The following is a 22,135-nucleotide window of genomic DNA, read 5'->3' on the forward strand; positions in this document are numbered from 1 at the left end:
AACCAAAGGGCTGGTGGCCTGCATTGAAGCCGCTGACGCCATGTGTAAAGCCGCCAACGTCGAACTGATTGGCTATGAAAACGTCGGTTCCGGCCTTGTTACCGCGATGGTGAAAGGCGACGTAGGTGCGGTGAAAGCGGCGGTAGATTCCGGTGTTGAGTCGGCGCAGCGCATAGGTGAAGTGGTGACTTCACTGGTCATCGCCCGTCCGCACAATGACATCAACAAGATTGTCGCGCACTACAAGATTGCCGAATAACAGGAGAGCGAGATGAAAGAAGCATTAGGCCTGATTGAAACCAAAGGGCTTGTCGCCTGCATTGAAGCCGCAGACGCCATGTGTAAAGCCGCCAACGTCGAGCTTATCGGCTATGAAAACGTCGGCTCCGGTCTTGTGACCGCCATGGTGAAAGGCGACGTTGGCGCGGTGAATGCCGCCGTCGATTCCGGAGTGGAAGCGGCAAAACGCGTCGGGGAAGTGATCACCTCTCGCGTCATTGCCCGCCCGCACAACGATATCGAAAAAATTGCGGCGCAGCACAAAGCCTGACTGACGTGACAGAGCACGCCCCGTCTCCACTCTTTTAGTCTGATGAAGGATAGATTCATGATTGAACTGGATAACGATTTGCAATCCCGGCAATGTGCCCGGGATCTGGTGCGCCAGGCCAAAAAGGCGCAGTCCATTCTGGCGACCTTTTCGCAGCAGCAAATCGACGCCATTGTCAAAAACGTGGCCCAGGAAGCAGCTCACCACGCCGAGTCGCTGGCCAAAATGGCCAGTGAAGAGACCGGTTTTGGCAACTGGCAGGACAAGGTTCTGAAGAACCGTTTTGCTTCGCTGCGCGTTTACGACGCGATTAAAGAGATGAAAACCGTCGGCATCATTCATGACGATCCGGTCAAAAAAGTGATGGATGTGGGCGTGCCGCTGGGTGTGATTTGCGCCCTGGTGCCCTCCACTAACCCGACTTCCACCATTTTCTATAAGTCGCTGATTGCGCTGAAGGCAGGTAACGCCATCGTCTTCTCACCGCATCCGGGGGCAAAAAAATGCAGTTGGCAGGCGATTGAAATCGTTAAACGCGCCGCCGAAGCAGCGGGTGCCCCAGCGGGCGTGGTGAGCGGTATTACGCAACTGACGCTGGAGGCCACCTCTGAGCTGATGCACAGCGACGACGTATCGCTCATTCTCGCCACCGGCGGCGAAGGCATGGTGCGTGCGGCCTACGCCTCCGGTACGCCAACCATCAGCGGCGGTCCGGGTAACGGCCCGGCGTTTATTGAGCGCAGCGCTGATATTCACCACGCGGTGAAAGACATCATCACCAGCAAAACCTTCGACAACGGCGTTATCTGCGCCTCCGAGCAGTCCATCATCGTTGAACGCTGCATCTACGATGACGTTCACCGCGAGCTGATTGCCCAGGGTGCGTACTTCATGAACGAGAGCGAAGCCGCCAAAATGGCCGCGCTGCTGCTACGTCCTAACGGCACCATCAACCCGAAAGTCGTGGGTAAAACCGCGCTGTACTTAAGCCAGCTGGCAGGCTTCTGCGTTCCGGCAAGCACCCGCGTGCTGATTGCCGAGCAGACCACCGTCTCGCATAAAAACCCCTACTCGCGTGAAAAGCTGTGCCCGGTACTGGGGCTTTACGTGGAAGAGGACTGGAAAGCCGCCTGTCACCGCGTGGTGGAACTGCTCACCAATGAAGGTCTTGGCCACACGCTGGTTATCCATACCCGGAACCAGGACGTGATCCGCCAGTTCTGCCTCGAAAAACCGGTTAACCGCATTCTTATCAACACCCCGGCAGCCCTCGGCGGGATTGGCGCTACCACCAACATCTCCCCTGCCCTGACGCTGGGCTGCGGTGCCGTCGGCGGCGGCTCCAGCTCCGACAACGTGGGGCCGATGAACCTGCTCAACATTCGTAAAGTCGGCTACGGCGTTCGCAGCATTGAAGAGCTGCGCGCACCGGGTACGCCAGTTGAACCGCAGCCGCAGGTCGTCGCGACAGCCGCCGCCGCGCAGGTGAGCATTCTCGACGACGTGCGTTTCACCGGGGGTACCAACGTTGCAACGGGCACGGATGACCGCTTTGCACCGGCTCCAGCAGCCTCTGCCAATAGCGACATCAACGAACAAAACGTAGAACGCGTGATCCGCTCGGTACTGGAACGTCTGGGCAAGTAACGCACTGAAAGAAGGCGATAAAACATGATTCTCGCAAAAGTAGTCGGACATGTTGTGGCGACGCAAAAATGCGATGAGCTGCGCGGCAGCAACCTGTTGCTCATTACCGCGCTGGACGATGAACAGCAGCCCATCCGCAATAAAACCTGGGTGGCGGTCGACAGCGTCGGAGCCGGGCTGCACGACATCGTACTGGCGGAGTCCTGGTTTGCGCTCAACAAAGATCGCTACAAGGCCATGTCGGTCGTAGCCATTGTCGAGAACGTGTTTCGGGACGCTTAAGGAGTCGATAACGCAATGAGTGATTTTCAGCTACAACCCCGGATAGTTTTTGGTCCGCAGGCGCTGGCAGAACTGCATAACCTGCCATCGAGCAATGCGCTACTGGTGACCGATAAAGCGATGGTCAAATTTGGTCTTGCCGAGCGTATTACCGGGCCCTGGCAGCAGCGCGGCGTCACCTTTAGCGTCTGGGATGACGTGGTTGCCGATCCGGATATCGCCACCGTGGTTCGCGGAATGAAGGTGATGGATGCGCAGCAGCCGGATCTGGTGGTCGCCCTCGGCGGCGGTTCGGTTATCGATGCCGCCAAAGCGGTTATCTACAGCCTTGCACAAACCCGGCCGCAGCCACATGCCGCGCGCCCTCACTTTGTGGCGATCCCCACCACCAGCGGCACCGGCTCGGAAGTCACGGCGTTTTCGGTGGTGAAAGCTCACGAAGAAAAACTGGTGCTGGTCGATGCCTTCATGCTGCCGGACATCGCCATTCTGGATCCGTCGCTGGTGGCTTCGGTTCCGCAAAGCATCACCGCCGACACCGGGATGGACGTGCTGTGCCACGCGCTGGAGGCCTACGTATCCCGACAGGCGAGCGATTTTACCGACGCGCTGGCGGAGAAAGTCGTGCAACTGGTGTTCAGCTGGCTCCCGACCTGCTGGCGCCAGGGCAGCAACCTGCAGGCACGCGAGAAAATGCATAACGCCTCCTGCATTGCAGGCATGGCTTTTACCAACGCCTCACTCGGGATAACCCACAGCCTGGCGCACGCCCTCGGCGGCGTATTCCACGTACCCCATGGCCGTGCCAACGCCCTGTTAATGGCCGACGTGGTGGCGTGGAACGCCGACCTCAACGGCAGTTGCTCCACTCAGGCTGCAGAAAAGTACGCGCATCTGGCGCAGCTGCTGGGTCTGCCCGCCGCCACACCGCGCGAAGGGGTGACAAGCCTGCTGGTCGCCATCCAGACGTTAAAAGCGGAAATGGCGATGCCGCGCGGTATTAGCGAGTGCGGGATAGCCGCCACCGATTTCAACGTCCGGCTGGATGAAATGGTCAATCAGGCACTCCGCGACGCCTGCACGCCAACCAACCCGCGACAACCCGATGCCAGCGCGCTCGCCGGTTTATACCGTCAGGCCTGGGCTGGTCATCACGATGACACAACGCAGGGTCATAAATAAGAACATCAGGAGAACCTCATGGCACACTACAGCTTAACGCCGCGCGTCAACGTGCTGGCAGACCGATTACAGTCACAAAAAAGTACCCTGTGTACCGCACATGCCAGCGCCTGGAGCGCGCTCGACGGTGATATCGCCGGCGTTCCGGCCGCGGTCAAGCCCGCCCGCCGTTATTACGAGCTTATCCGCCAGCTGCCGGTCAGCGTCTCGGCCGATGAGCTTATCGTCGGCAACCAGACCAGCCTGCCGCACGGCGTCATTTTTCACGATGAGCGCCAGGCACAACGTCCTTCGGCATTCCAGTTCCTGAATCTCAATAGTGAAGTCGCCTCTCCGGACTATCTGCTGGTGCTCGATAAAGGGGTGCTGGCTATTAAACATCAGTTAGAAGAGAAAACCCGCTCGCTCGGCAGCGCCGTCAGCCGCAGCGGCATGGATGAAGTGAACGCCTGCCGCGCCGCCATTTACGCCTGCGACGCCCTGCTGCTGTTGGCCCAGAAGATGGCGGATAGCCTGGAAATTCTGGCTGCCGCCGAAAGCAATCCGTATCGTCAGCGTGAGCTGCGCGACAGCATTGCCATTCTGCACCACGTTCCGGCGCACCCCGCGCGCACGTTTAAAGAAGCCTGCCAGGCGTTCTATCTGTTCCAGCTGGCGCTGCAAATGGACAACGGCGACTACGCGGTTAACCCGTGCGGTGCCGACAAAGCCCTGCAGCCGTGGTATCAGCGCGATCTGGAAAACGGAGAGCTGACGATGGAGCAGGCCTACGACATCGTCGAGTGCCTGTGGTTTAAACTGGCCACGCTGAGCGAAGTTCGCGCCCCGCGTCCGCTGAACGGTTATCCGATGTTCGATGCCATGCTGCACGGTGCCGGCCTCAACGACGCAAACCTTGAGATCAACCCGCTCTCCGGCCTGTTCCTCAACGCCCAGCGCAATCTCAGCGCCCGTCAGCTCACGGTAAGCCTGTATCAAAGCGCGCAACCGACGATGAATGTCGCACCGGTCACCGACGGCGCTACGCAGGCTGAAGGCCTGACCCCGCGTATGCAGCGCCTGCGCGCACACTATCTGGAAGCCCGACCGAGCGTGTCGATTTATCGTGCGCTGGCGTTCACCGAAGTCGTGAAAAACAACCCCGGTATGCCGACCATTTTGCTGCGTGCCAAAGCGTTCCGCCGCGCCTGTGAAACGGCGCCGATCCTGATTCAGGACGATGAGCTTATCGTTGGGCATCCGTGCGGTCAGCCGCGCGCGGGCGCCTTCTCGCCGGACATCGCCTGGCGCTGGGTGCGTGATGAACTTGATACCATGAGCACTCGCCCGCAGGATCCGTTTGTCATCAGCGAGGCCGATAAAAAAACTATCCGCGAAGAGATTGTTCCGTTCTGGGAAGGTCGCTCACTGGATGAGATCTGCGAAGCGCAGTACCGCGAAGCGGGCGTCTGGTCATTCAGCGGCGAAACGTTTGTCAGCGACCTCTCCTACCACCAGATCAACGGCGGCGGCGATACCTGCCCAGGCTACGACGTGCTGCTGTTCACCAAAGGGATGAACGGCATCAAAGCCGATGCCCAGGCACACCTCGACACACTGAGCATGGAAAACCCGGACGACATCGACCGGATCTACTTCTATAAAGCCGCTATCGAAACCTGCGAAGGCGTGGTCAGCTACGCCCACCGCATCGCCGCTCGCGCTCGTGAACTGGCCGCGCTGGAAACTAACCCGGTTCGCCGCACCGAGCTTCTGACCATCGCCGAAGTGAACCAGAACGTTCCGGCTAACCCACCGAAAACGCTGCAGGAAGCGCTGCAGAGCGTGTGGACCGTGGAGTCGCTGTTCGAAGTCGAAGAGAACCAGACCGGGCTGTCGTTAGGCCGTCTCGACCAGTACTGCTACCCGATGTTCGAAGCCGACATCCGTGAAGGACGTTTGACCCACGACGATGCGCTGGAGCTGATGCAGGCGTTCATCATCAAATGCGCCGAGCTGATGTGGATGTCGAGCGCGGCGGGGGCGAAATATTTTGCCGGTTACCAGCCGTTCATCAACCTGACCGTCGGCGGGCAGAAACGCACCGGCGGCGATGCCTGTAACGACCTGACCTATCTCATCATGGACGCCGTGCGCTTTGTGAAGGTGTACCAGCCATCGCTGGCCTGCCGTATTCACAACCAGTCACCACAGAAGTACATGGAAAAAATCGTCGACGTGGTGAAAGCCGGTATGGGCTTCCCGGCCTGCCACTTTGACGACTCCCACATCAAGATGATGCTGCGCAAGGGCTTCGATTTTGAAGATGCGCGCGACTACTGCCTGATGGGCTGCGTGGAGCCACAGAAATCCGGGCGCATTTACCAGTGGACCTCCACCGGTTACACCCAGTGGCCCATTGCCATTGAGTTTGTGCTCAACCGAGGCCGGATGGTGCTGTTCGACAGCCACCAGGGGCTGGATACCGGCCCGCTCTCTGAACTGCGCACCTTCGAAGACTTTGATGCGGCGGTGAAAAAGCAGATTGCCCACATCGTGCGGCTGTCGGCTATCGGGACGGTTATCAGCCAGCGCGTACATCGCGACGTAGCGCCGAAGCCGCTGATGTCTCTACTGGTAGAAGGCTGCATGGAGAGCGGCAAAGACGTGGCGGCCGGCGGTGCCATGGTCAACCATGGCCCGGGACTGATTTTCTCCGGCCTCGCCACCTACGTCGACTCCATCGCCGCCATTCGCAAGCTGGTGTTCGAGGAGCATAAATATACCCTCGAGCAGTTCCGCGATGCACTGCTGGCGAACTTTGAAGGCTTTGAGCCGCTGCGCCGCGATTGCCTGAACGCACCGAAATACGGCAACGACGATAACTACGTCGACCAGTACGCGCTGGATATTACCGAATGGACGGAGCGCGAGTGCCGCCAGTACAAAATGCTCTACTCCACCCTGAGCCACGGCACGCTGTCGATTTCCAACAACACGCCGATTGGCGAACTGACCAACGCGACGCCGAACGGACGTCTGGCGTGGATGCCGCTCTCTGACGGTATCAGCCCGACCCAGGGCGCCGATAAGCAGGGACCGACGGCAATCATCAAATCCGTCAGCAAGATGAACGTCGAAACCATGAATATCGGCATGGTGCACAACTTCAAATTCCTCAAAGGTCTGCTTGATACCCCGGAAGGCCGTCAGGGCTTAATCACCCTGCTGCGCGCGGCCTCTATTCTCGGCAACGGCCAGATGCAGTTCAGCTACGTCGACAACGAAGTGCTGAAAAAAGCCCAGCTTGAGCCAGAAAAGTATCGTGACCTGATCGTTCGCGTGGCGGGCTACAGCGCCTACTTCGTCGAGCTGTGCAAAGAGGTTCAGGACGAGATTATCAGCCGCACGATTATCGAGAAGTTCTGATGTTTTTCAGGGAAGACCAGGAACAGGGACGTTCATTGTCATTCAGGAGGCGAGCGTGAGCGCGACGCAGGAATTAACAGGACGAATATTCAATATCCAGAAATATTCAATTTATGACGGCGACGGTATTCGCACGCTGATCTTCTTTAAAGGCTGCAATATCCGCTGTCCGTGGTGCGCCAACCCGGAAGGTCTGGAGAGTCAGTACCAGGTGATGTTCTCGCGCGATAAATGCATCGACTGCGGCGATTGCGTCAGCGTGTGTCCGGCGGGGGTTCATCAGCGCCGGGAGGTAAACGGTGAGCTGAAGCACGTCGTGGACCGGGAAAAAACGTGCATCGGTTGTCGCAAATGCGAGCAAATCTGCACCCGCAGCGCGCTGGATATCGTCGGCAAAGAGGTTACCGTCAGCGAGCTGATGGACATTGTCATGCAGGATTACGATTTTTACCTCTCCTCCGGCGGTGGCGTCACCATCGGCGGCGGTGAGATGAGCCTGCAGACCGATTTTGCCGTCGCACTGTTCAGCGAGTGCAAAAAAATGATGATCAACACCGCCGTGGAAACCCAGGGAACCACCTCGCTTGCCAATTACCAGAAGCTGGCGCCGGTGACGGATACCTTCCTGTTCGACATTAAGCAAATCGACAGCGCACGCCATCAGGCGATGCTGGGCATTAGCAACGAAGGGATCCGCCGTAACCTCGAATGGCTGGTGGATTTTGGCGCAAAAGTCATTATCCGGATGCCGCTCATTCGCGGCTTCAACGACTCATGGGACGCCATCACCGGGGCGATTGAATATGTTCAGAAGCTGGCGAAACGCGGGAATATCGCGCGTATCGATATTCTGCCGTACCACCAGTTAGGGAAAAACAAATATCAGAAACTCGACATGCCGTATCCGCTGACGACCGACCCTTCCTACAGCCCGGAAGAGTTGACGCAGCTGGAGGCGTTCTTCGCCCGGTTCGATTTTGATATCCGCTTAGTGCGCCACTAACAGGAGAGCACCATGAAAAGTTTAGGCGTCATTGAAACCGTAGGTCTGGTCGCTGCCGTACAGGCGGTCGATGCAGCGTGTAAGGCGGCAGAAGTCACCTGCTTTGGTTATCGCAAAGTCGGTGCCGGACGCGTCAGCGTCTGTTTTGAAGGCGAAATCAGCGCCGTTAAAACCGCCGTTGAGCGCGGGGTGGCGATAGTTGGCAACAGCGCCTCAATCAGCTCGCTGGTGATTGCCCGTCCGGAGCCGAGCGCGATAGAAGCCCTGCGTACGCTGAAGGGGCGCGATGCGCGCCCGGCGGAAGCTTCCTCCGCCAACGTTCCCGAGCTAGCGCCGCAGGTAGCGCTGCCGCCGGAGCCCGCGGTTATAGCCCCCGGTGAACCCGATAAAGCCAATGCGAAGAAAGGGAAGAAAGCATGATGGATACGGTTATCCGCGAAAAAATCGCCGCACGCCTGCAGTCGGTGGCCGATATTCCGGTTGGCGTATCGAACCGTCACGTGCATTTGTCGCAGGCCGACGTTGAAGCGTTGTTTGGCGCAGGCTACAGCCTGACGCCGTTCAAGCCGCTGCGCCAGCCAGGCCAGTTTGCCGCCCAGGAGTGCGTGACGGTGGTGGGCCCGAAAGGTTCCCTGACTCAGGTTCGCGTACTTGGCCCTACCCGTCCGGTGACGCAGCTGGAAATTTCGCGTGCCGACTGTTTCACCCTCGGCGTTCAGGCCCCGGTGCGGGAATCCGGAGCGCTGGAGAACGCCGGTAGCGCCCTGCTGATGGGGCCTGCAGGGCACGTCGAGCTGCAGTCGCAGGTGATCTGCGCCTGGCGACATATTCACATGTCCCCGCAGGATGCCCGGCGCTACGCCGTCAGCAACGGTCAAAAGGTGAAGGTCAGCGGCGAGGGGCTGCGGCGGGTGATTTTCGATGAAGTGATTGTCCGCGTACGCGACGACTTTGCGCTGGAGTTTCACATTGATACCGAAGAAGCCAACGCCGCCGGGTTAAAAAACGGCACGCTGGTGGCGTTGCAGCGCTAACAGGAGCAAAAGATGACTGAACCCCAGATTGAACAGTTGATAAGGCAGATTTTGCAACGCCTTCAGTCGCCTTCATTGCTGCTGGTGACCGCATCTGATGGTTACCGTCAGGAGGTGTTCAACCGCCTGCAGCAGTGCGGCGAGCGGTTCTGTGTTCTGGTGGCCAAAGATGTGGCGGATGGGCTGCCGTGGCATTCCCTCGGTGAAAATCTCCCCGCCGACGGTGCGCTACCGGCCTTTCGGACGGTCATTGTACCGTTTCTCGATTACCCGCTGGCGGCAAACATCGTGAATGGCAACGTGGCCGACACCATCGCCCAGAGGCTCCATGAAGCCCTGTTGGCCGGTTTGCCCGTCCTGGCGCTGCACTACGAGTGCTGCCCGGACAGTGAGCTAAATCAGCTACGCGGTCTGCAGCGCAATGCGGCCTACTGTCAGCATATTCAGGCCACGCTGGATACCTTGACGGCCTGCGGCGTATCGCTGTGCACCTTCAATGAGCTGGCGGAAAAGCTCTGCGGCACGACGCCTGCGGTGCCCGACGCGTTGCCCCGCTATCTGACGCTCGGCGACGTGACGGCAAACCCGACGCTCGCCGCAGCGGCGGGGGCGAAGCTGACCGATGCCGCGCGTGAATTTTTAAAAAACAATAAATCGTAATCTTACTTTTATGCCCTTATCAGGAGTGAATTATGTCTTCAAAAGCAAAGTGTTGGCTATGGATGCTGCTGGTTATCGTCTCTGAAACCTCGGCCACTTCAACGCTGAAAATGTTTGATGGTAGCGAGGGGTTAACCAAAACCCTGCTGCTGGCGCTGCTCGTGGTGCTCTACTGCGTGTGCTACTACTCGCTCTCGAGGGCAGTGAAGGATATTCCGGTCGGTCTGGCATACGCCACCTGGTCCGGTACCGGGATCCTGGTCGTTTCCACCCTCGGGATGGTGTTCTACGGTCAGCACCCGGATCTCGCCGCCATTATCGGGATGGCGATTATCGCCAGCGGCATCATCATCATGAACCTGTTTTCCAAAATGGGCAGCGAAGCGCACGACGCCACGCCGCCTGTTGAAACCACCACCGCCGACCGTCACGTCGCCAACTAACCAGGAAGGAATACCTCATGTTTAATCTCGGATTTTTATGGCTGGCGCTGTCTATCGGCTCGGAGATCACCGGTACGTCGATGATCAAAAAAACCAACGGTTTTAGTAAGCCCGGACCGTCCGTGCTGGTCATCTGCGCCTATGGTCTTTGCTATTTCGCCCTGACCCGCGCCATGAGCACCATTCCGGTGGGTGTCGCCTACTCGCTATGGTGCGGCTTTGGTATCGTTGGGGTGACGATTTGCTCCATGCTGCTGTACAAGCAGAAACCCGATTTTCCAGCCATTTTTGCGATGGTGCTGATTATCTCCGGCGGGATCGTGATGAACGTGTTCTCGACTATGGCCTGATACAAAAGCGCGAGGGTTCACCTCGCGCTACAAAGGATCATCGTATCCGGCTGTGCAGGGTAGCAGAGGGTTTCTCGGCAAACAGGTGCTGATAGTCGGTGGCAAACTGCCCCAGATGCCAGAATCCCCACTGCATTGCGGCCGCTTTGACGGTGCAATGTTCTGACCAGGGGCTGACGAGCTCCCGACGCACCGCATTGAGCCGAATGCGTTTCAGCCAGGCGTTCGGCCCGATACCCAGAATGGTATGAAAGGCGTTTTGCAGGGTACGACGGCTGACATGCATCTGATTACAAAGCGTAAGTACGGTGACCGGTTCGGCCATATTTTCCAGCACCGTTTCACGCGCCCGGGCAAGTAACCGGCGGTACGACTGGTGGCTGTGGCTTTCAATGACGGGCATTGGCTGTGCCTCTTCCAGCATGGTTGCCATCGCCACCAGCAGATTATCGCCCAGCACCTTTAATACGCCGGGTTGGTGGAGCATATCCGGAGTCTGGTGCAGACGCTGCAACGCCTGCTGTATGTATTGCCACAGCGCCTGCTTATGCTGCTGGCGAACGTCGAGGGTTGAACGATGCTGTAACAGCTCCAGCAGATGTTCCGGCTGATGAAACATTGCCGCGTGGCGGGTGAGCATAGAGGCAGAAAGCACCACCCCCAGAATGGTGTAGTCATCCGGGGTATTCAGTTCAAACTCCTGACCGCCTGGCCGGGTCGCTATCTCCGTTCCGCCAATGGACTGGGAGCCGATGAATCCGCTTTCACCCTGCGGGGCCGGAATGCCAAACCAGAAGGCATTTGGCCATACCATACACGACTGGCGCAGCGCGAGGCTGGTATGTTCGCGAAAGATTTGCATATCATCGAGCAGAATTTCGGTCAGCTCGCCGTGAAACTTACCGGGGTGCAGCTGATCGTAGAGCTGCTGCCAGGCGGTGATCGTACAGGCGTGCTCATAGACATCTTCCGTCGTTCGATGATGTATGCCGCTCAGTTCTGGCACGGGCGCCGCGTTAACCTCGACAGGCAGCGCGTCATGACAGAGATGATGGAGATCCGTCTTAACGCTCTTTCTCATTTCCCCTCCGCCGGGATCAACTCCCTCCCGCTGGCGCCTCCACGTTAGTGTTTCCTCATCCGATAACGGCTGCTTCGCTTACGCAGCGTCCCCGCAAAATACAATTTATCCAGGCGCTCGCGCGCCACCTCCAGCGACCAGTTAAACTGGGCGGCGACTTCCCCGGCGGTCATGCCCTGCGGGAAGCTTTCGAGAAGCGACAACAGCGCCTGCGTTTCGCCGCTTTCGTCACTCACCTCGCTCTCTTTGCCTTCGGCAGGCGTACTCCGGCTGAGACCGCGAAACGCGTCGATCATCCACTCCGTATCCGGCTCCGGACGGCCGATAGCTTTCAGGCTAATAACCCGTCCGGCGCGCGTTGCCGCCGCGCAGCCGGCATCCAGCGCCGCGCGACAGGCTGCCAGATCGCCTTCTATAACCAGCGTCACCTTTCCCGGATCGAGCACTTCGTGATTCAGTACCCGGACATTGGCTGACTTCAGCATTGCATCCGTCGCCGCCAGCGCCGCAACCGTCCCTTCTACTTCCAGAAGCCCAAGCGCATTGATCATCGGCACTCTCCCTTACGCCCGCTGCAACGGGTTGCGGGAAACATCCAGTACCGCCTCAGCAAACGCATCGCAGGCTGCTTTACAGGCGGCCTGGCTGCCTGTCAGAAACGCGGCGGAATAGTTGGTTTCCGACGGCGGTGGAACATAGGTAACAAGTTGTACGTCCGCGGCCTTCAACGCCGCATCAATGCCGAAGGTGGCCTCCAGCGGCGGCGCCACCAGATAGGCCAGCGGATCCCCTACCTGACACCCGGCGATCCCCGACAGATACGTGCCGGTGCGCGATACTACGTGTGCCAGAAACGCCGTATTTTCTGCATCATTGGCCCACTGAAACGCCGCGCCTTGTTCAATTCCGGCCACCATGGCATCCAGCCCGGCGCGCACCTCCGCCGGGTTAGGCCCACCGAGCATAATCAGCACTTCCCCTGCCGTCGGTGAAGGACCGTTCGCCGCTCCCGCATACAGCGAACGACCGTAAACCACCTCGACCATCGCTTGTTTCGTCGCTTCATCGGCGGCAATGTAGGTCACGTCGTCGGAGTCCGCAGATATGAGTCCCAGACTGCGAATGTGCGCAGGCAGCTTCAACTCACGGGCAAAATCTTCACTCACCGAGGCAATGACGCGCATGGCGGTGACCGACGGTCTGATAAAATCCAGTGCAGGCATGTGGCGCCTCCTTAGCGGTTAAGTTGGATACCTGAAGCCTTCTGCTCCAGCATCCGTTTGGCGAGATCAACAATCACCGCCGCGGCTTCTACTGGCGGTGTCCCTCCCTGATGAATATTGGAAATACAGGTCCGGTCGGCCTCCACGGTGGTTGCCACTCGCGGCGAGTACACCGCATAGCACGACAGGCTCTCCGACTGCCCAAGCCCGGGTCGTTCACCCACCAGCAGAATGACGACCTTAGCGCCCAGTAATTCACCAATCTGATCTTCAATTTTCACCCGTCCATAGCGCACAAAGAACGGTGTACCTACGTTCAGCCCGGCCTGCTTCAGACCGGAGAGCAACGGCGGCAGGATCTCTTCATAGTTAGCGGTAATCGCATCCGTCGACAGGCCATCAGAAATCACCACCTGGACATCCGGGTTCATGGCACATTGTGCTTTCAGCGTTGCAACCGCATCCTGGCTCAGACGGCGTCCCATATCCGGTCGCGTCAGGTAGAGATTTTTGTCATTGATTTCTGAGCGCACCTCCAGCAGCCCCTGTGCCGCGACCCATGCCTCCGGGACCTCTTTCAGCACCGTGTCTTTCGCACGCGAGTGGTCAGCCAGAAAGCGCAGCAGCGCCTGAGTGCGCGGCCGGGGTCCTGCACGGCCGCTGCAAACGCGAGCGGCGGTACTACGGCGCAGCTCCGTCAGCACTTCCGCACGATGCGGATGTTCGACACCAATCCAGGCTTTCGCCTCCGGCGAGCCGAGATCTAACGAGCAGCCCTCACCCACGCAGACGTCACTCACCGGCTGGGTCACAGGCGTCGGTACGGCGGCTGCCGGTGATGTGCCCATGGTCGCGATCACGCTGCGCACCAGTGCTTCAATTTGTTTTTGATCCATTTTTCTCTCCCCCGCTTTCTCAGAAGAACAGTGACGGATCGCCCGCCCGTGAGGTCAGACGACCGTTTGCCATCAAGCCCATTGACTCCAGCCAGCGCTCAAACTCCGGCGACGGACGCAGGTTCAGCAACTGACGCACGGTGGCGGTATCGTGGAAGGCGGTAGTCTGGTAATTGAGCATAATGTCATCGCCAAGCGGCATCCCCATGATGTAGTTACAGCCCGCGGTGGCGAGTAAAATCATCAGGTTTTCATTGAGGTTCTGGTCGGCATCCGCGTGGTTGGTGTAGCAGCAATCGCAGCCCATCGAGATGCCGCTCAGCTTGCCCATAAAGTGGTCTTCCAGACCGGCGCGAATAATCTGGCGGTCGTTATAGAGGTATTCCGGCCCGATGAACCCCACAACGGTGTTCACCAGGAACGGGTCGTAATGCCGCGCGAGGCCATAGTTCCGCGCCTCCATCGTCACCTGGTCGGCACCGAAGTTGGCTCCCGCCGACAGCGCAGAACCCTGGCCGGTTTCGAAATATAAGCAGTTATCCCCGGCAATACGGTTAAACTCTGCGCCCACGGCGCGGGCTTCATCGAGCATCGCCAGCTCAACACCAAATTCTTTTAGCCCCTTCTCGCTACCGCAGATGCTCTGAAAGATAAGCCCACCGGGGGCCCCACGGCGAATCGCTTCAATCTGGGTCGTGACATGAGCCAGTACGCAGCCCTGCGTCGGAATATTAAATTTGTCGATAACGCCGTACACGGTATCCAGAACACGGCTTAAGTTGTCGACATCGTCCGTCACCGGGTTAACGCCTATCACCGCATCACCCGCCCCGAAGGAGAGGCCCTCATAGATTTGAGCAACGATACTCTGTACATCATCACGGGTGTCGTTTGGCTGCAGGCGACAGCTGAAAGTGCCCGGAAGACCGATAGTGGTATTGGCCTTTTTGATAACCGGCATTTTCTTCCCGCCGTAGATAAGGTCGGCGTTAGAACAAATTTTCGCCACCGCCGCCACCACCTCTGAGGTTAATCCCTTGCGCGTGAAGGCAATATCGTCAACCGAGGTTTCGTCACTCAGCACGTACTCACGCAGCTCGCTGATACTCCAGTTTTTGATGCGCTGATAGGCGGTTTCGTTAACATCATCCTGAATCAGCCGTGTCACGCAGTCCTCTTCATAGGGGATAACCGGACTGTTACGAATTTCCCCTACCGTCATTTCCGACAAAACCTGCTTTGCCGCCACCCGCTCCTGTGAGCTGAGCGCGGCAACCCCGGCCAGTACGTCTCCCGAACGCAGTTCGTTGGCTTTAGCCAGCACCTCTTTTACATCCTTAAACTGATAAACATTGCCGAACAATGTGGTCTTAAGCTTCATAAGTCGTTCCCTCAGGAAGGAAATGCGAGTGATTTCACCGTCACCGGCACAACCGAGTCACCAAAAAGAGGTGCACCAATGTCGATATAGTCTCCAGCCCGGACGGAAACCTCGTCGATGACCGCCAGTGGGCGTTGCTGTAGCTGTGGGCGCAGTAGCATGCCCAGGGCCTTACCAAAATCCTGCTCGGCCACCACCAGCAGCGGATGGGGATTCGGGAAACGCGCGACGAACGCGAGAAGCGCGTCAATGACTATAAGTAAGGCCGCATAGCGGACCGGGAGCTGCCTGGGAAGGGCCAGCACGTAAGCATCAATGAGCGGATCCAGATCCAGCTGCACCAGCGCCTGTTCCCAGCGCTCCGCTAGATTTATTTCATCGTGTGGAATGGCCACCGGCAGGTTACGAAGCGGCAACGTAACCCTGGAAAGGGAGATGGTGCTGCCCGACAGCGACAGCGTATGCGCCCCGGCACCGATTACCGTCGCCCGCACGGTTTGTGCCGGGAGCTGCACGTTCATTTCGCGCAGGCGTGGATGCTCACGCAGCGCTGCCGCCAGCAGAGGCCCCATATCGCAATAACAGAATGGAGAGGCAGGCGGATGGCGATAACATTCACCCACGCCACCGGAGATAGTAATCACCTCTGGCTTAACCTGCGCAGGAAGCAACCCGGTTTGCATTAACTGCTGCGCAAGCCCGGATAGCGAGCCCTCAATCACCTCAACAATCAGACTCGCCATCCGCTGTGCAACCTGTCCCCGCTGTGCAGCGCTCAAGGTTCGGACGTCAACGCCCGCGCCAAAGACTTCATCGACGATCGTCTGCCCCGGACGATGGGCATAAACGACGCGCCCCTGCTCGTCGGTCTCCAGCAGGCGGCCTCCTACGTTGAGACAGGCGGTGCCAATGACCTTGCCGGCTTCGAACAGCGCGTAGTTTGAGGTGCCGCCGCCAATATCAATATTCAACACCCGGCACATTTGCTTTTCCGACAGGCTTTGCGCCCCGGAGCCGTGGCCAGCAATCACCGACTCCAGATGTGGCCCGGCGCTGGCGACGACAAAGTCGCCCAGCGACTGCGAGAGCGCCATCACCGCCGGACGAGCGTTGCGGGTTTTCGCGCTCTCGCCGGTAATGATAATGGCGCCGGAGTCTACTGATTCGGGTGCGATACCCGCGGCCTGATACTGAGCCAGGATCAGGCTTTTAAGTTCGGCCTCCTTCAGCCCACCCTCTTTATCAACGGGCGTGAAGAAGACCGGGCTTTGCCAGCTAATTTCGCGTTTTATGAATTCGTAGCGCGGCACCTGGGACACCGCCGCACGGTTAACTAACTCAAGGCGCGAGAAGATAACCTGCGTGGTGGTGGTGCCGATATCGATACCCACGCTGAGCAGCTGGCGCGTGTTCACGACTGGGCCTCCGCTTCCGTTTCCGCCGGAAGATCCTCTTCCTTTGGCACCAGCAGCATCGCCACGCCAATCGCCGTCACTCCGCCAATCAGCTTGCCCACAATCATCGGGAAGATCATCGCGTTCATGTTGGCCGCCGCGAAACCTAAGTGATCGCCAAGCGCAAAAGCGGCAGACACGGCGAAGGCGCAGTTGATCACTTTGCCCCGGGTATCCATCTGCTTCATCATGCCGAACATCGGAATGTTGTTAGCCAGCGTCGCCACCATGCCGCCCGCCGCCATGTTGTTGATTTTCAGAACACCACCAACCCGCATCAGCGGTTTTTCAAACCAGCGGGTCAGCAGCAACACCATCGGATACGCGCCCAGCAGTACGCAGGAGATAGAGCCAATGACTTCGATGGCGCGCATGACTTCGCCGGGCTTGTCGCCGGGTGCCATAAAGATAGGGTCAAGGCCAGGGATAAGATCCCACCCCAGCAGAAATTTGATAACCGCTGCGGCGAGGCCAATGGTGATTAACGCCACGAGGAATTTGGCGAAGATCTGGAAGCCGTTGATCATCTTCTCAGGGATAAACTTGAGCCCCAGCGCCACCAGCACGGCAACGATAATTACCGGGATCATGTTCATCAGGATCAAGGAGAAGGTAAATTCTACCGGCTGACCGTTGATCTCAACGCCGGAGTACATTGCCACCAGGCCCCCGGCGATACAGCCGACGGGAATAGTGACAATACCGGCCAGCACGCCAAGTGCCAGATAGCGGCGGTCCGAGGGTTCGATAATGCCAAGCGCCACCGGGATAGAAAATACGATGGTCGGTCCCATCATCGCGCCCAGAATCAGTCCGGAGTACAGCCACGCCGCGACATCACCACCGGCCAGCTCTTTCGCGAGGAAGAAGCCGCCCATATCACACGCCAGCAGCGTACCGGCAAACATCGATGGGTTGGCCCCCAGCATTTCATACAGCGGAATAATCACCGGCCCGAGCAGCATGGCTAATACCGGTGCCAACGCGGTCATCCCGACCATCGCCAGCCCCAGCGCGCCCATCGCCATAAACCCCTCTTCAAACTGCCCGCCAGACCCTTCAATACTCTTACCAAACTTACCGAGGAAGCGTGCTGAGCCACCAAACTGCGACAGGATCCTGTCGATGGCGGCAATCAGCATAAAGAACATCATGATGTACATGATGATTTCATTAATCCCCATAGCCTTCCCTCCCTTTCACCGGAATGACAACGTTATTGTGCCGCCGCATACAGCTCGACAATCTGCTCCTGCGTGGCGGTTCGTGGGTTGCTTCTTATACAGGTATCCACCAGCGCGGCTTGCGCCCAGGCGTGGTAGTGCGCAGGAGTCGCGCCGAAATCGCTCAGCCGTTTTGTCAGTCCTACCGCCGCGATGCATTCACTTACCGCCGCGATAGCGTCCCGGCAGTCAGATTTCCTGCCGGTGAGTAGCCTGCCGATGTGACTGAACCGTTCGCCGCACACCAGCCGGTTAAACTCCATCACCGTTGGCAGCAGCATGGCGTTTGCCTGACCATGAGGAATATGCAGCGTGGCACCAGGCTGATGCGCCATGGCGTGGCACAGCCCGAGACCGGCGCTGGAAAACGCCATCCCCGCCATACAGGAGGCAAGCAACATGCTCTCCCGCGCGGCCAGATCGGAGCCGTACCCCACCGCTTTAGGCAGCGATTTGCTCATCAGCGTGATTGCACCCGTTGCCAGGGAATCGGTTAATGGTGTGGCATTCAGGGCGCTGTAGGCTTCAATGGCGTGGGTTAAAGCATCAACCCCGGTTATCGCCGTAATATGAGCGGGAACCCCCTCGGTGAGCGCCGCATCCAGAATCGCCACATCCGGCATCAGTGATGCATGCGCGAGCACCTGTTTACGCCCGCTTTGCGCATCGATAATCACCGTGACGTTGGTCGCCTCTGAACCTGTCCCTGCCGTCGTCGGTATCGCCATAAGCGGCAGTCGCGGGTGCAGTACGCTCTGTTCCGTTATCTCTGTCAGCGTCTGGCCCGGATTAGTGGCAAGTAGCGCGACCGCTTTCGCCGCATCCAGTACCGATCCGCCGCCAAAAGCCACCACGCCATCGCACTGTGATCCCTGCAGTTGCACCACGGCGGCCCTGACGTCAGTGATACCAGGTTCGCCTACGGGGCACGGCCAGAGGGTTATCGCCAGGCCTTTCATCGTCAGGCTGCGTTCAAGCTCGGCGGTCATTCCCGCCTGCAGCAAAAAGCTGTCGACCATCACAAACAGATGACGCAGCCCGCGCGAATGCGCCTGCTGCCCGCAGACGCTGAGTGAACCAGAACCGTAAATCGTCACCGGGGGTACACTGAACGTTTTCACTCGCTGCTGATTCAGGGCATCGAAAGCCTGAAAGAGCGCCGTTTGCAATTCAGTTTGCATTGCTTCCCTCCGCGCCTGCTGGCATTAAACAATACGGAATGCGTCAACCAGTACGCAGCGGCGCAGACGAACAAAAGTGCGCGCGCTGGTCACCCCTTCTCCGGTTGGCGTGGTGATAGTCATGGTGGTCCAGCCCTCGCCGCCCAGCCCCAGACCGGCAATGCAGGGACCGTTTTTGACAAAAATGCTGGTATCAATGGCATTTGCCATCTGGTTCATGTTGTCGATGTTGCGTGAGTGCATGGCTGCCGTATGGTGACAGCCTCCCTCAAGCTTAACGGCAAGCGCGATGGCCTCTTCTACGTTTGCGACCCGCACCACGGGCAGTACCGGCATCATGAGTTCGGTCACGGCAAACGGATGGTTAGCCGGGGTTTCTACGAAAAGCAGACGAGTTTGTTCCGGCACCTGCAGGCCAATGGCTGCCGCGATCTTCGCTGCATCACGCCCTACCCAGTCGCGACTGACGGTCCCTTTTCCGCGCTCATCCACATTGTTCAACAGTACAGGCAGCAGCTGCTCTGCCTGGGAGGCGGTCAGATTTACCGCCTGCTGCCCCGCCATCAGACGCATCAACTCGTCAGCGACGGCATCAACAACAATCAGCACCTTTTCATCCGCGCAGATAATGTTGTTATCGAAGGAAGCGCCTTTGACTATCGCCTGCGCTGCACGCGCCAGATCCGCCGTTTCATCAACCACCACCGGCGGGTTACCGGCTCCCGCAGCAATCAGCCGTTTGTTGGTGTGTTTACGGGCCGCTTCAACCACCGCCTCACCGCCGGTCACCACCAGTAGCCCAATGCCCGGGTATTTGAAAAGACGCTGGGCGGTGTCGATATCCGGATTTGCCACGGTAACCAGCAGGTTTTCCGGGCCACCTGCGGCAACAATCGCCTGATTAAGTAACGTAATTGTGCGTTGCGAAACTCCTTTTGCTGCCGGATGCGGGGCAAACACCACGCTGTTCCCTGCCGCAATCAGGCTTATCGCGTTATTAATGACCGTTGCGGCCGGGTTGGTCGATGGCGTAACCGAAGCCACCACGCCCCACGGCGCGTTTTCGATAAGCGTCAGGCCGTTATCCCCGGTCAGCACCTGTGCTGACAGGCATTCCACGCCTGGCGTGCTCCGGGCTTGTGCGACGTTTTTGGCAAACTTATCCTCCACCCGTCCCATGCCCGTCTCGGAGACGGCAAGCTCCGCTAATTCCCTGGCATGTTTTTCACCAGCGTCACGAATGGCCTGAATAACAAGCTGGCGCATCGCAACACGTTTCAGCGCGGGCTGTGCGGCTTTGGCTGCCGCAACGGCATCATCAAGCGCTTCAAATACGCCAGCGGTCTGTGCGGGAGAGACAGCGCGCATTTGCTGTATTACCGTCCTGACCACCTGCTCGATATCCTGTTGATTCATGACATTGCGCCCTATTTATGGAAAATCACTTTGCCGCCCGATACCGCTTCATCGACGATACCGATGACACACAAATCGACCGGTGAGCCTTCGTTATGCCTGGCCTGACGTGCAGAGCTTCCGCTAACCAGCAACACCCACTCACCGGCACCGGCACCGATGTTGTCGGTAGCGACCGCGCACTGACCGTCCGGCTCCCCTCGGGCATTGAGAAACTCCACCATCAGCAGCTTGTCCTGCGCCAGCCCCTCGTGGCGCACGGTACAAACAATTTGTCCCGTTACTACAGCCAGTTTCATCGTCGCCTCCGGGCGAATCTGGGGATGACGCCATTGCTGGCGTCATCAGGAGTTAAAGCGTGCTTTCAGACTTAAAGCTGATAGGGAACACCTCTTCCAGATCGCCGTGCGGACGAGGGATAACGTGGACCGATACCAGTTCGCCGATCCGCTGCGCTGCAGCAGCACCTGCATCGGTCGCCGCTTTACATGCCGCCACATCGCCACGCACCATGGCCGTCACCAGACCACCGCCGATTTGCTTCACGCCAACCAGCTTCACGCGTGCCGCTTTTACCATTGCATCTGAAGCCTCAATCAGTGCGACCAGGCCCCGGGTTTCGATCATTCCTAATGCTTCCATTGTGTTTTCCTCTCAGACAGGGTCCTGACGGGACCGGTTAAGTAACACGTTCTGGCGGGCTGATTCGTTGACCCGCCGGGGTTTTCGATTGAGCCAGCGCCACCAGCGCCAGCTCGACAATCTCCTGCTCGCTACAGCCGCGCGATAAGTCGTGCAGCGGAGCCGCCAGTCCCTGAATCAGTGGCCCGACGGCCCGATACCCCCCCAGACGCTGGGCAATTTTGTAGCCAATGTTTCCGGCTTCCAGAGACGGGAAGATAAAGATATTCGCTCGCCCCTTGAGGGGGCTGTCCGGTGCCTTTTGCTGAGCAACGTCGGGTACGAAGGCTGCGTCAAACTGCAGTTCGCCATCAACAAGCAGCGTGGGTGCACGCTGGCGGACGAGTTCGGTCGCCTGCTGGACAGTGGCAACGCAGGGATGGCGCGCGCTGCCGTTGCTGGAAAACGAGAGCATGGCCACCCGTGGGGGTTCGCCGGTAATGGCCTGCCAGGTCTGGGCACTGGCGAGGGCGATATCCGCAAGCTGTGCCGCCGTGGGTTGGGGGACCACGCTACAGTCGGCGAAACCGAGCGGCTGACCGGCGTACTGGGGCAGCATTAAAAACAGCGACGATAAGGTGTTGTAGCCTGGCGCCAGCCCCGCAATCTGCAGCCCTGCGCGAAGCACGCGGGCGGTTGATGACAAATTGCCGGCAATACACACCTCCGCCTGGCCGCTACTGACAAGACTGGTGGCAAACAGCAGGGGATCGCAAAGTTTATCCAGCGCGTCCGGGGGTGTTTTCTCACCGGCACGCTGCTGCCAACGGGCGGCAAAATCTTCGCGCAGCGCCAGACTGCTCTTCGGATCGATAATCAGCATTCCGTCCAGCGCAATACCCTGACTCAACGCAAACTGGCGCAAGGCGAAGGGATTGGCAATCAGCAGCGGTTGCGCCAGCCCTTGCCTGAACAGGGTTCTGGCAGCCTTCAGTACCCGGCTATCCAGGGCATCCGCAAAGACGACCCGTCCTGGCGACTGCGCCGCTTTCGCACGACAACGCTCAACGATCATCATCCCCTCCCCGATATCCGATGGT

24 protein-coding genes are annotated in these 22,135 nt (G+C 58.7%); 12 read left to right on the plus strand and 12 right to left on the minus strand.

Annotation, left to right across the window (positions count from 1 at the left end; translation table 11 throughout):
- The 12 genes from GYRE_RS09385 to GYRE_RS09440 form a co-directional block, all read left to right on the plus strand.
- Positions 1-259 (plus strand): BMC domain-containing protein (locus GYRE_RS09385; RefSeq protein ID WP_038254868.1); only part of this gene is annotated, 259 nt, incomplete at its 5' end.
- Positions 260-271: 12 nt separating this feature from the next.
- Positions 272-550 (plus strand): BMC domain-containing protein, encoded by a 279-nt coding sequence (locus tag GYRE_RS09390; RefSeq protein ID WP_006821085.1) that lies wholly within the window; start codon positions 272-274, stop codon positions 548-550.
- Positions 551-607: 57 nt separating this feature from the next.
- On the plus strand, positions 608-2,197 hold the full coding sequence (locus tag GYRE_RS09395) for an acetaldehyde dehydrogenase (acetylating) (RefSeq protein WP_051860942.1): 1,590 nt from the start codon (positions 608-610) through the stop codon (positions 2,195-2,197).
- Positions 2,198-2,221: 24 nt separating this feature from the next.
- Positions 2,222-2,479 (plus strand): EutN/CcmL family microcompartment protein, encoded by a 258-nt coding sequence (locus GYRE_RS09400; RefSeq protein WP_006821087.1) that lies wholly within the window; start codon positions 2,222-2,224, stop codon positions 2,477-2,479.
- 15 nt (positions 2,480-2,494) lie between these two features.
- Entirely contained in the window at positions 2,495-3,661 is a 1,167-nt protein-coding gene (locus GYRE_RS09405) for a 1-propanol dehydrogenase PduQ (RefSeq protein WP_038254872.1), read from the plus strand.
- 18 nt (positions 3,662-3,679) lie between these two features.
- A complete protein-coding gene (gene cutC / locus GYRE_RS09410; RefSeq protein ID WP_038254874.1) occupies positions 3,680-7,069 on the plus strand; it encodes a choline trimethylamine-lyase in 3,390 nt (1,129 codons plus the stop codon).
- Between the two features lie 55 nt (positions 7,070-7,124).
- On the plus strand, positions 7,125-8,072 hold the full coding sequence (cutD, locus tag GYRE_RS09415) for a choline TMA-lyase-activating enzyme (protein WP_006821090.1): 948 nt from the start codon (positions 7,125-7,127) through the stop codon (positions 8,070-8,072).
- Between the two features lie 12 nt (positions 8,073-8,084).
- The gene (locus GYRE_RS09420; RefSeq protein WP_038254876.1) at positions 8,085-8,492 is read left to right on the plus strand and encodes a BMC domain-containing protein; all 408 of its coding nucleotides are present in this window, start codon (positions 8,085-8,087) and stop codon (positions 8,490-8,492) included.
- Positions 8,489-9,106, plus strand: coding sequence for a phosphate propanoyltransferase (locus GYRE_RS09425; protein WP_038254878.1), 618 nt, complete (start codon positions 8,489-8,491; stop codon positions 9,104-9,106). The genes GYRE_RS09420 and GYRE_RS09425 overlap by 4 nt, the downstream gene beginning before the upstream one ends.
- A 12-nt stretch (positions 9,107-9,118) precedes the next feature.
- Positions 9,119-9,766 carry a hypothetical protein gene (locus GYRE_RS09430; RefSeq protein ID WP_038254880.1) on the plus strand — a complete coding sequence of 216 codons (648 nt, stop codon included), beginning with the start codon at positions 9,119-9,121 and terminating at the stop codon, positions 9,764-9,766.
- A 32-nt stretch (positions 9,767-9,798) separates the two neighbouring features.
- Complete coding sequence (locus GYRE_RS09435) at positions 9,799-10,209, plus strand: DMT family transporter (RefSeq protein ID WP_038254882.1); 411 nt, start codon at positions 9,799-9,801, stop codon at positions 10,207-10,209.
- Positions 10,210-10,226: 17 nt separating this feature from the next.
- Positions 10,227-10,559: a DMT family transporter gene (locus GYRE_RS09440; RefSeq protein ID WP_006821095.1), complete on the plus strand. Its 333-nt coding sequence runs from the start codon at positions 10,227-10,229 to the stop codon at positions 10,557-10,559.
- Positions 10,560-10,596: 37 nt separating this feature from the next.
- On the opposite strand, the gene eutR is transcribed toward GYRE_RS09440, so the two are convergent.
- The 12 genes from eutR to GYRE_RS09500 are packed head-to-tail and all read right to left on the minus strand — an operon-like array spanning position 10,597 to position 22,110.
- A complete protein-coding gene (gene eutR / locus GYRE_RS09445; RefSeq protein ID WP_038254885.1) occupies positions 10,597-11,640 on the minus strand; it encodes an HTH-type transcriptional regulator EutR in 1,044 nt (347 codons plus the stop codon).
- A gap of 44 nt (positions 11,641-11,684) precedes the next feature.
- Positions 11,685-12,191: an ethanolamine utilization microcompartment protein EutK gene (gene eutK, locus GYRE_RS09450; RefSeq protein ID WP_038254887.1), complete on the minus strand. Its 507-nt coding sequence runs from the start codon at positions 12,189-12,191 to the stop codon at positions 11,685-11,687.
- A gap of 12 nt (positions 12,192-12,203) precedes the next feature.
- Complete coding sequence (eutL, locus tag GYRE_RS09455; RefSeq protein ID WP_006821099.1) at positions 12,204-12,863, minus strand: ethanolamine utilization microcompartment protein EutL; 660 nt, start codon at positions 12,861-12,863, stop codon at positions 12,204-12,206.
- An 11-nt stretch (positions 12,864-12,874) separates the two neighbouring features.
- Positions 12,875-13,759: an ethanolamine ammonia-lyase subunit EutC gene (eutC, locus tag GYRE_RS09460; RefSeq protein ID WP_038254889.1), complete on the minus strand. Its 885-nt coding sequence runs from the start codon at positions 13,757-13,759 to the stop codon at positions 12,875-12,877.
- Between the two features lie 19 nt (positions 13,760-13,778).
- The gene (gene eutB / locus GYRE_RS09465) at positions 13,779-15,140 is read right to left on the minus strand and encodes an ethanolamine ammonia-lyase subunit alpha (protein ID WP_006821101.1); all 1,362 of its coding nucleotides are present in this window, start codon (positions 15,138-15,140) and stop codon (positions 13,779-13,781) included.
- An 11-nt stretch (positions 15,141-15,151) separates the two neighbouring features.
- Complete coding sequence (eutA, locus tag GYRE_RS09470; RefSeq protein ID WP_038254891.1) at positions 15,152-16,555, minus strand: ethanolamine ammonia-lyase reactivating factor EutA; 1,404 nt, start codon at positions 16,553-16,555, stop codon at positions 15,152-15,154.
- A complete protein-coding gene (gene eutH, locus GYRE_RS09475) occupies positions 16,552-17,778 on the minus strand; it encodes an ethanolamine utilization protein EutH (protein WP_038254893.1) in 1,227 nt (408 codons plus the stop codon). The genes eutA and eutH overlap by 4 nt, the downstream gene beginning before the upstream one ends.
- Positions 17,779-17,810: 32 nt before the next feature.
- On the minus strand, positions 17,811-18,998 hold the full coding sequence (gene eutG, locus GYRE_RS09480; protein WP_038254895.1) for an ethanolamine utilization ethanol dehydrogenase EutG: 1,188 nt from the start codon (positions 18,996-18,998) through the stop codon (positions 17,811-17,813).
- 24 nt (positions 18,999-19,022) lie between these two features.
- Positions 19,023-20,414: an aldehyde dehydrogenase family protein gene (locus GYRE_RS09485; RefSeq protein WP_038254897.1), complete on the minus strand. Its 1,392-nt coding sequence runs from the start codon at positions 20,412-20,414 to the stop codon at positions 19,023-19,025.
- A gap of 11 nt (positions 20,415-20,425) precedes the next feature.
- Positions 20,426-20,713, minus strand: a complete 288-nt coding sequence (eutN, locus tag GYRE_RS09490) for an ethanolamine utilization microcompartment protein EutN (RefSeq protein ID WP_038254899.1) — start codon at positions 20,711-20,713, stop codon at positions 20,426-20,428.
- 52 nt (positions 20,714-20,765) lie between these two features.
- Positions 20,766-21,056, minus strand: coding sequence for an ethanolamine utilization microcompartment protein EutM (eutM, locus tag GYRE_RS09495; protein ID WP_006821107.1), 291 nt, complete (start codon positions 21,054-21,056; stop codon positions 20,766-20,768).
- Between the two features lie 37 nt (positions 21,057-21,093).
- On the minus strand, positions 21,094-22,110 hold the full coding sequence (locus tag GYRE_RS09500; protein ID WP_038254901.1) for a phosphate acetyltransferase: 1,017 nt from the start codon (positions 22,108-22,110) through the stop codon (positions 21,094-21,096).
- Between the last annotated feature and the right edge of the window lie 25 nt (positions 22,111-22,135).

It is taken from the genome of Yokenella regensburgei ATCC 49455, from assembly GCF_000735455.1.
GTDB classification, from domain to species: Bacteria; Pseudomonadota; Gammaproteobacteria; order Enterobacterales; family Enterobacteriaceae; genus Yokenella; species Yokenella regensburgei.

Bases quoted from the DNA above. Each gene is read 5' to 3' on its own strand.
- GYRE_RS09405 (WP_038254872.1), top strand. From the start codon at position 2,495: ATGAGTGATTTTCAGCTACAACCCCGGATAGTTTTTGGTCCGCAGGCG.
- eutH (WP_038254893.1), bottom strand. From the start codon at position 17,778: ATGGGGATTAATGAAATCATCATGTACATCATGATGTTCTTTATGCTG.
- GYRE_RS09390 (WP_006821085.1), top strand. From the start codon at position 272: ATGAAAGAAGCATTAGGCCTGATTGAAACCAAAGGGCTTGTCGCCTGC.
- GYRE_RS09435 (WP_038254882.1), top strand. From the start codon at position 9,799: ATGTCTTCAAAAGCAAAGTGTTGGCTATGGATGCTGCTGGTTATCGTC.
- GYRE_RS09430 (WP_038254880.1), top strand. From the start codon at position 9,119: ATGACTGAACCCCAGATTGAACAGTTGATAAGGCAGATTTTGCAACGC.
- eutN (WP_038254899.1), bottom strand. From the start codon at position 20,713: ATGAAACTGGCTGTAGTAACGGGACAAATTGTTTGTACCGTGCGCCAC.
- GYRE_RS09395 (WP_051860942.1), top strand. From the start codon at position 608: ATGATTGAACTGGATAACGATTTGCAATCCCGGCAATGTGCCCGGGAT.
- eutB (WP_006821101.1), bottom strand. From the start codon at position 15,140: ATGAAGCTTAAGACCACATTGTTCGGCAATGTTTATCAGTTTAAGGAT.
- GYRE_RS09485 (WP_038254897.1), bottom strand. From the start codon at position 20,414: ATGAATCAACAGGATATCGAGCAGGTGGTCAGGACGGTAATACAGCAA.
- eutR (WP_038254885.1), bottom strand. From the start codon at position 11,640: ATGAGAAAGAGCGTTAAGACGGATCTCCATCATCTCTGTCATGACGCG.
- GYRE_RS09420 (WP_038254876.1), top strand. From the start codon at position 8,085: ATGAAAAGTTTAGGCGTCATTGAAACCGTAGGTCTGGTCGCTGCCGTA.
- eutG (WP_038254895.1), bottom strand. From the start codon at position 18,998: ATGCAAACTGAATTGCAAACGGCGCTCTTTCAGGCTTTCGATGCCCTG.
- cutC (WP_038254874.1), top strand. From the start codon at position 3,680: ATGGCACACTACAGCTTAACGCCGCGCGTCAACGTGCTGGCAGACCGA.
- eutL (WP_006821099.1), bottom strand. From the start codon at position 12,863: ATGCCTGCACTGGATTTTATCAGACCGTCGGTCACCGCCATGCGCGTC.
- eutM (WP_006821107.1), bottom strand. From the start codon at position 21,056: ATGGAAGCATTAGGAATGATCGAAACCCGGGGCCTGGTCGCACTGATT.
- eutK (WP_038254887.1), bottom strand. From the start codon at position 12,191: ATGATCAATGCGCTTGGGCTTCTGGAAGTAGAAGGGACGGTTGCGGCG.
- GYRE_RS09425 (WP_038254878.1), top strand. From the start codon at position 8,489: ATGATGGATACGGTTATCCGCGAAAAAATCGCCGCACGCCTGCAGTCG.
- GYRE_RS09500 (WP_038254901.1), bottom strand. From the start codon at position 22,110: ATGATCGTTGAGCGTTGTCGTGCGAAAGCGGCGCAGTCGCCAGGACGG.
- GYRE_RS09400 (WP_006821087.1), top strand. From the start codon at position 2,222: ATGATTCTCGCAAAAGTAGTCGGACATGTTGTGGCGACGCAAAAATGC.
- eutC (WP_038254889.1), bottom strand. From the start codon at position 13,759: ATGGATCAAAAACAAATTGAAGCACTGGTGCGCAGCGTGATCGCGACC.
- GYRE_RS09440 (WP_006821095.1), top strand. From the start codon at position 10,227: ATGTTTAATCTCGGATTTTTATGGCTGGCGCTGTCTATCGGCTCGGAG.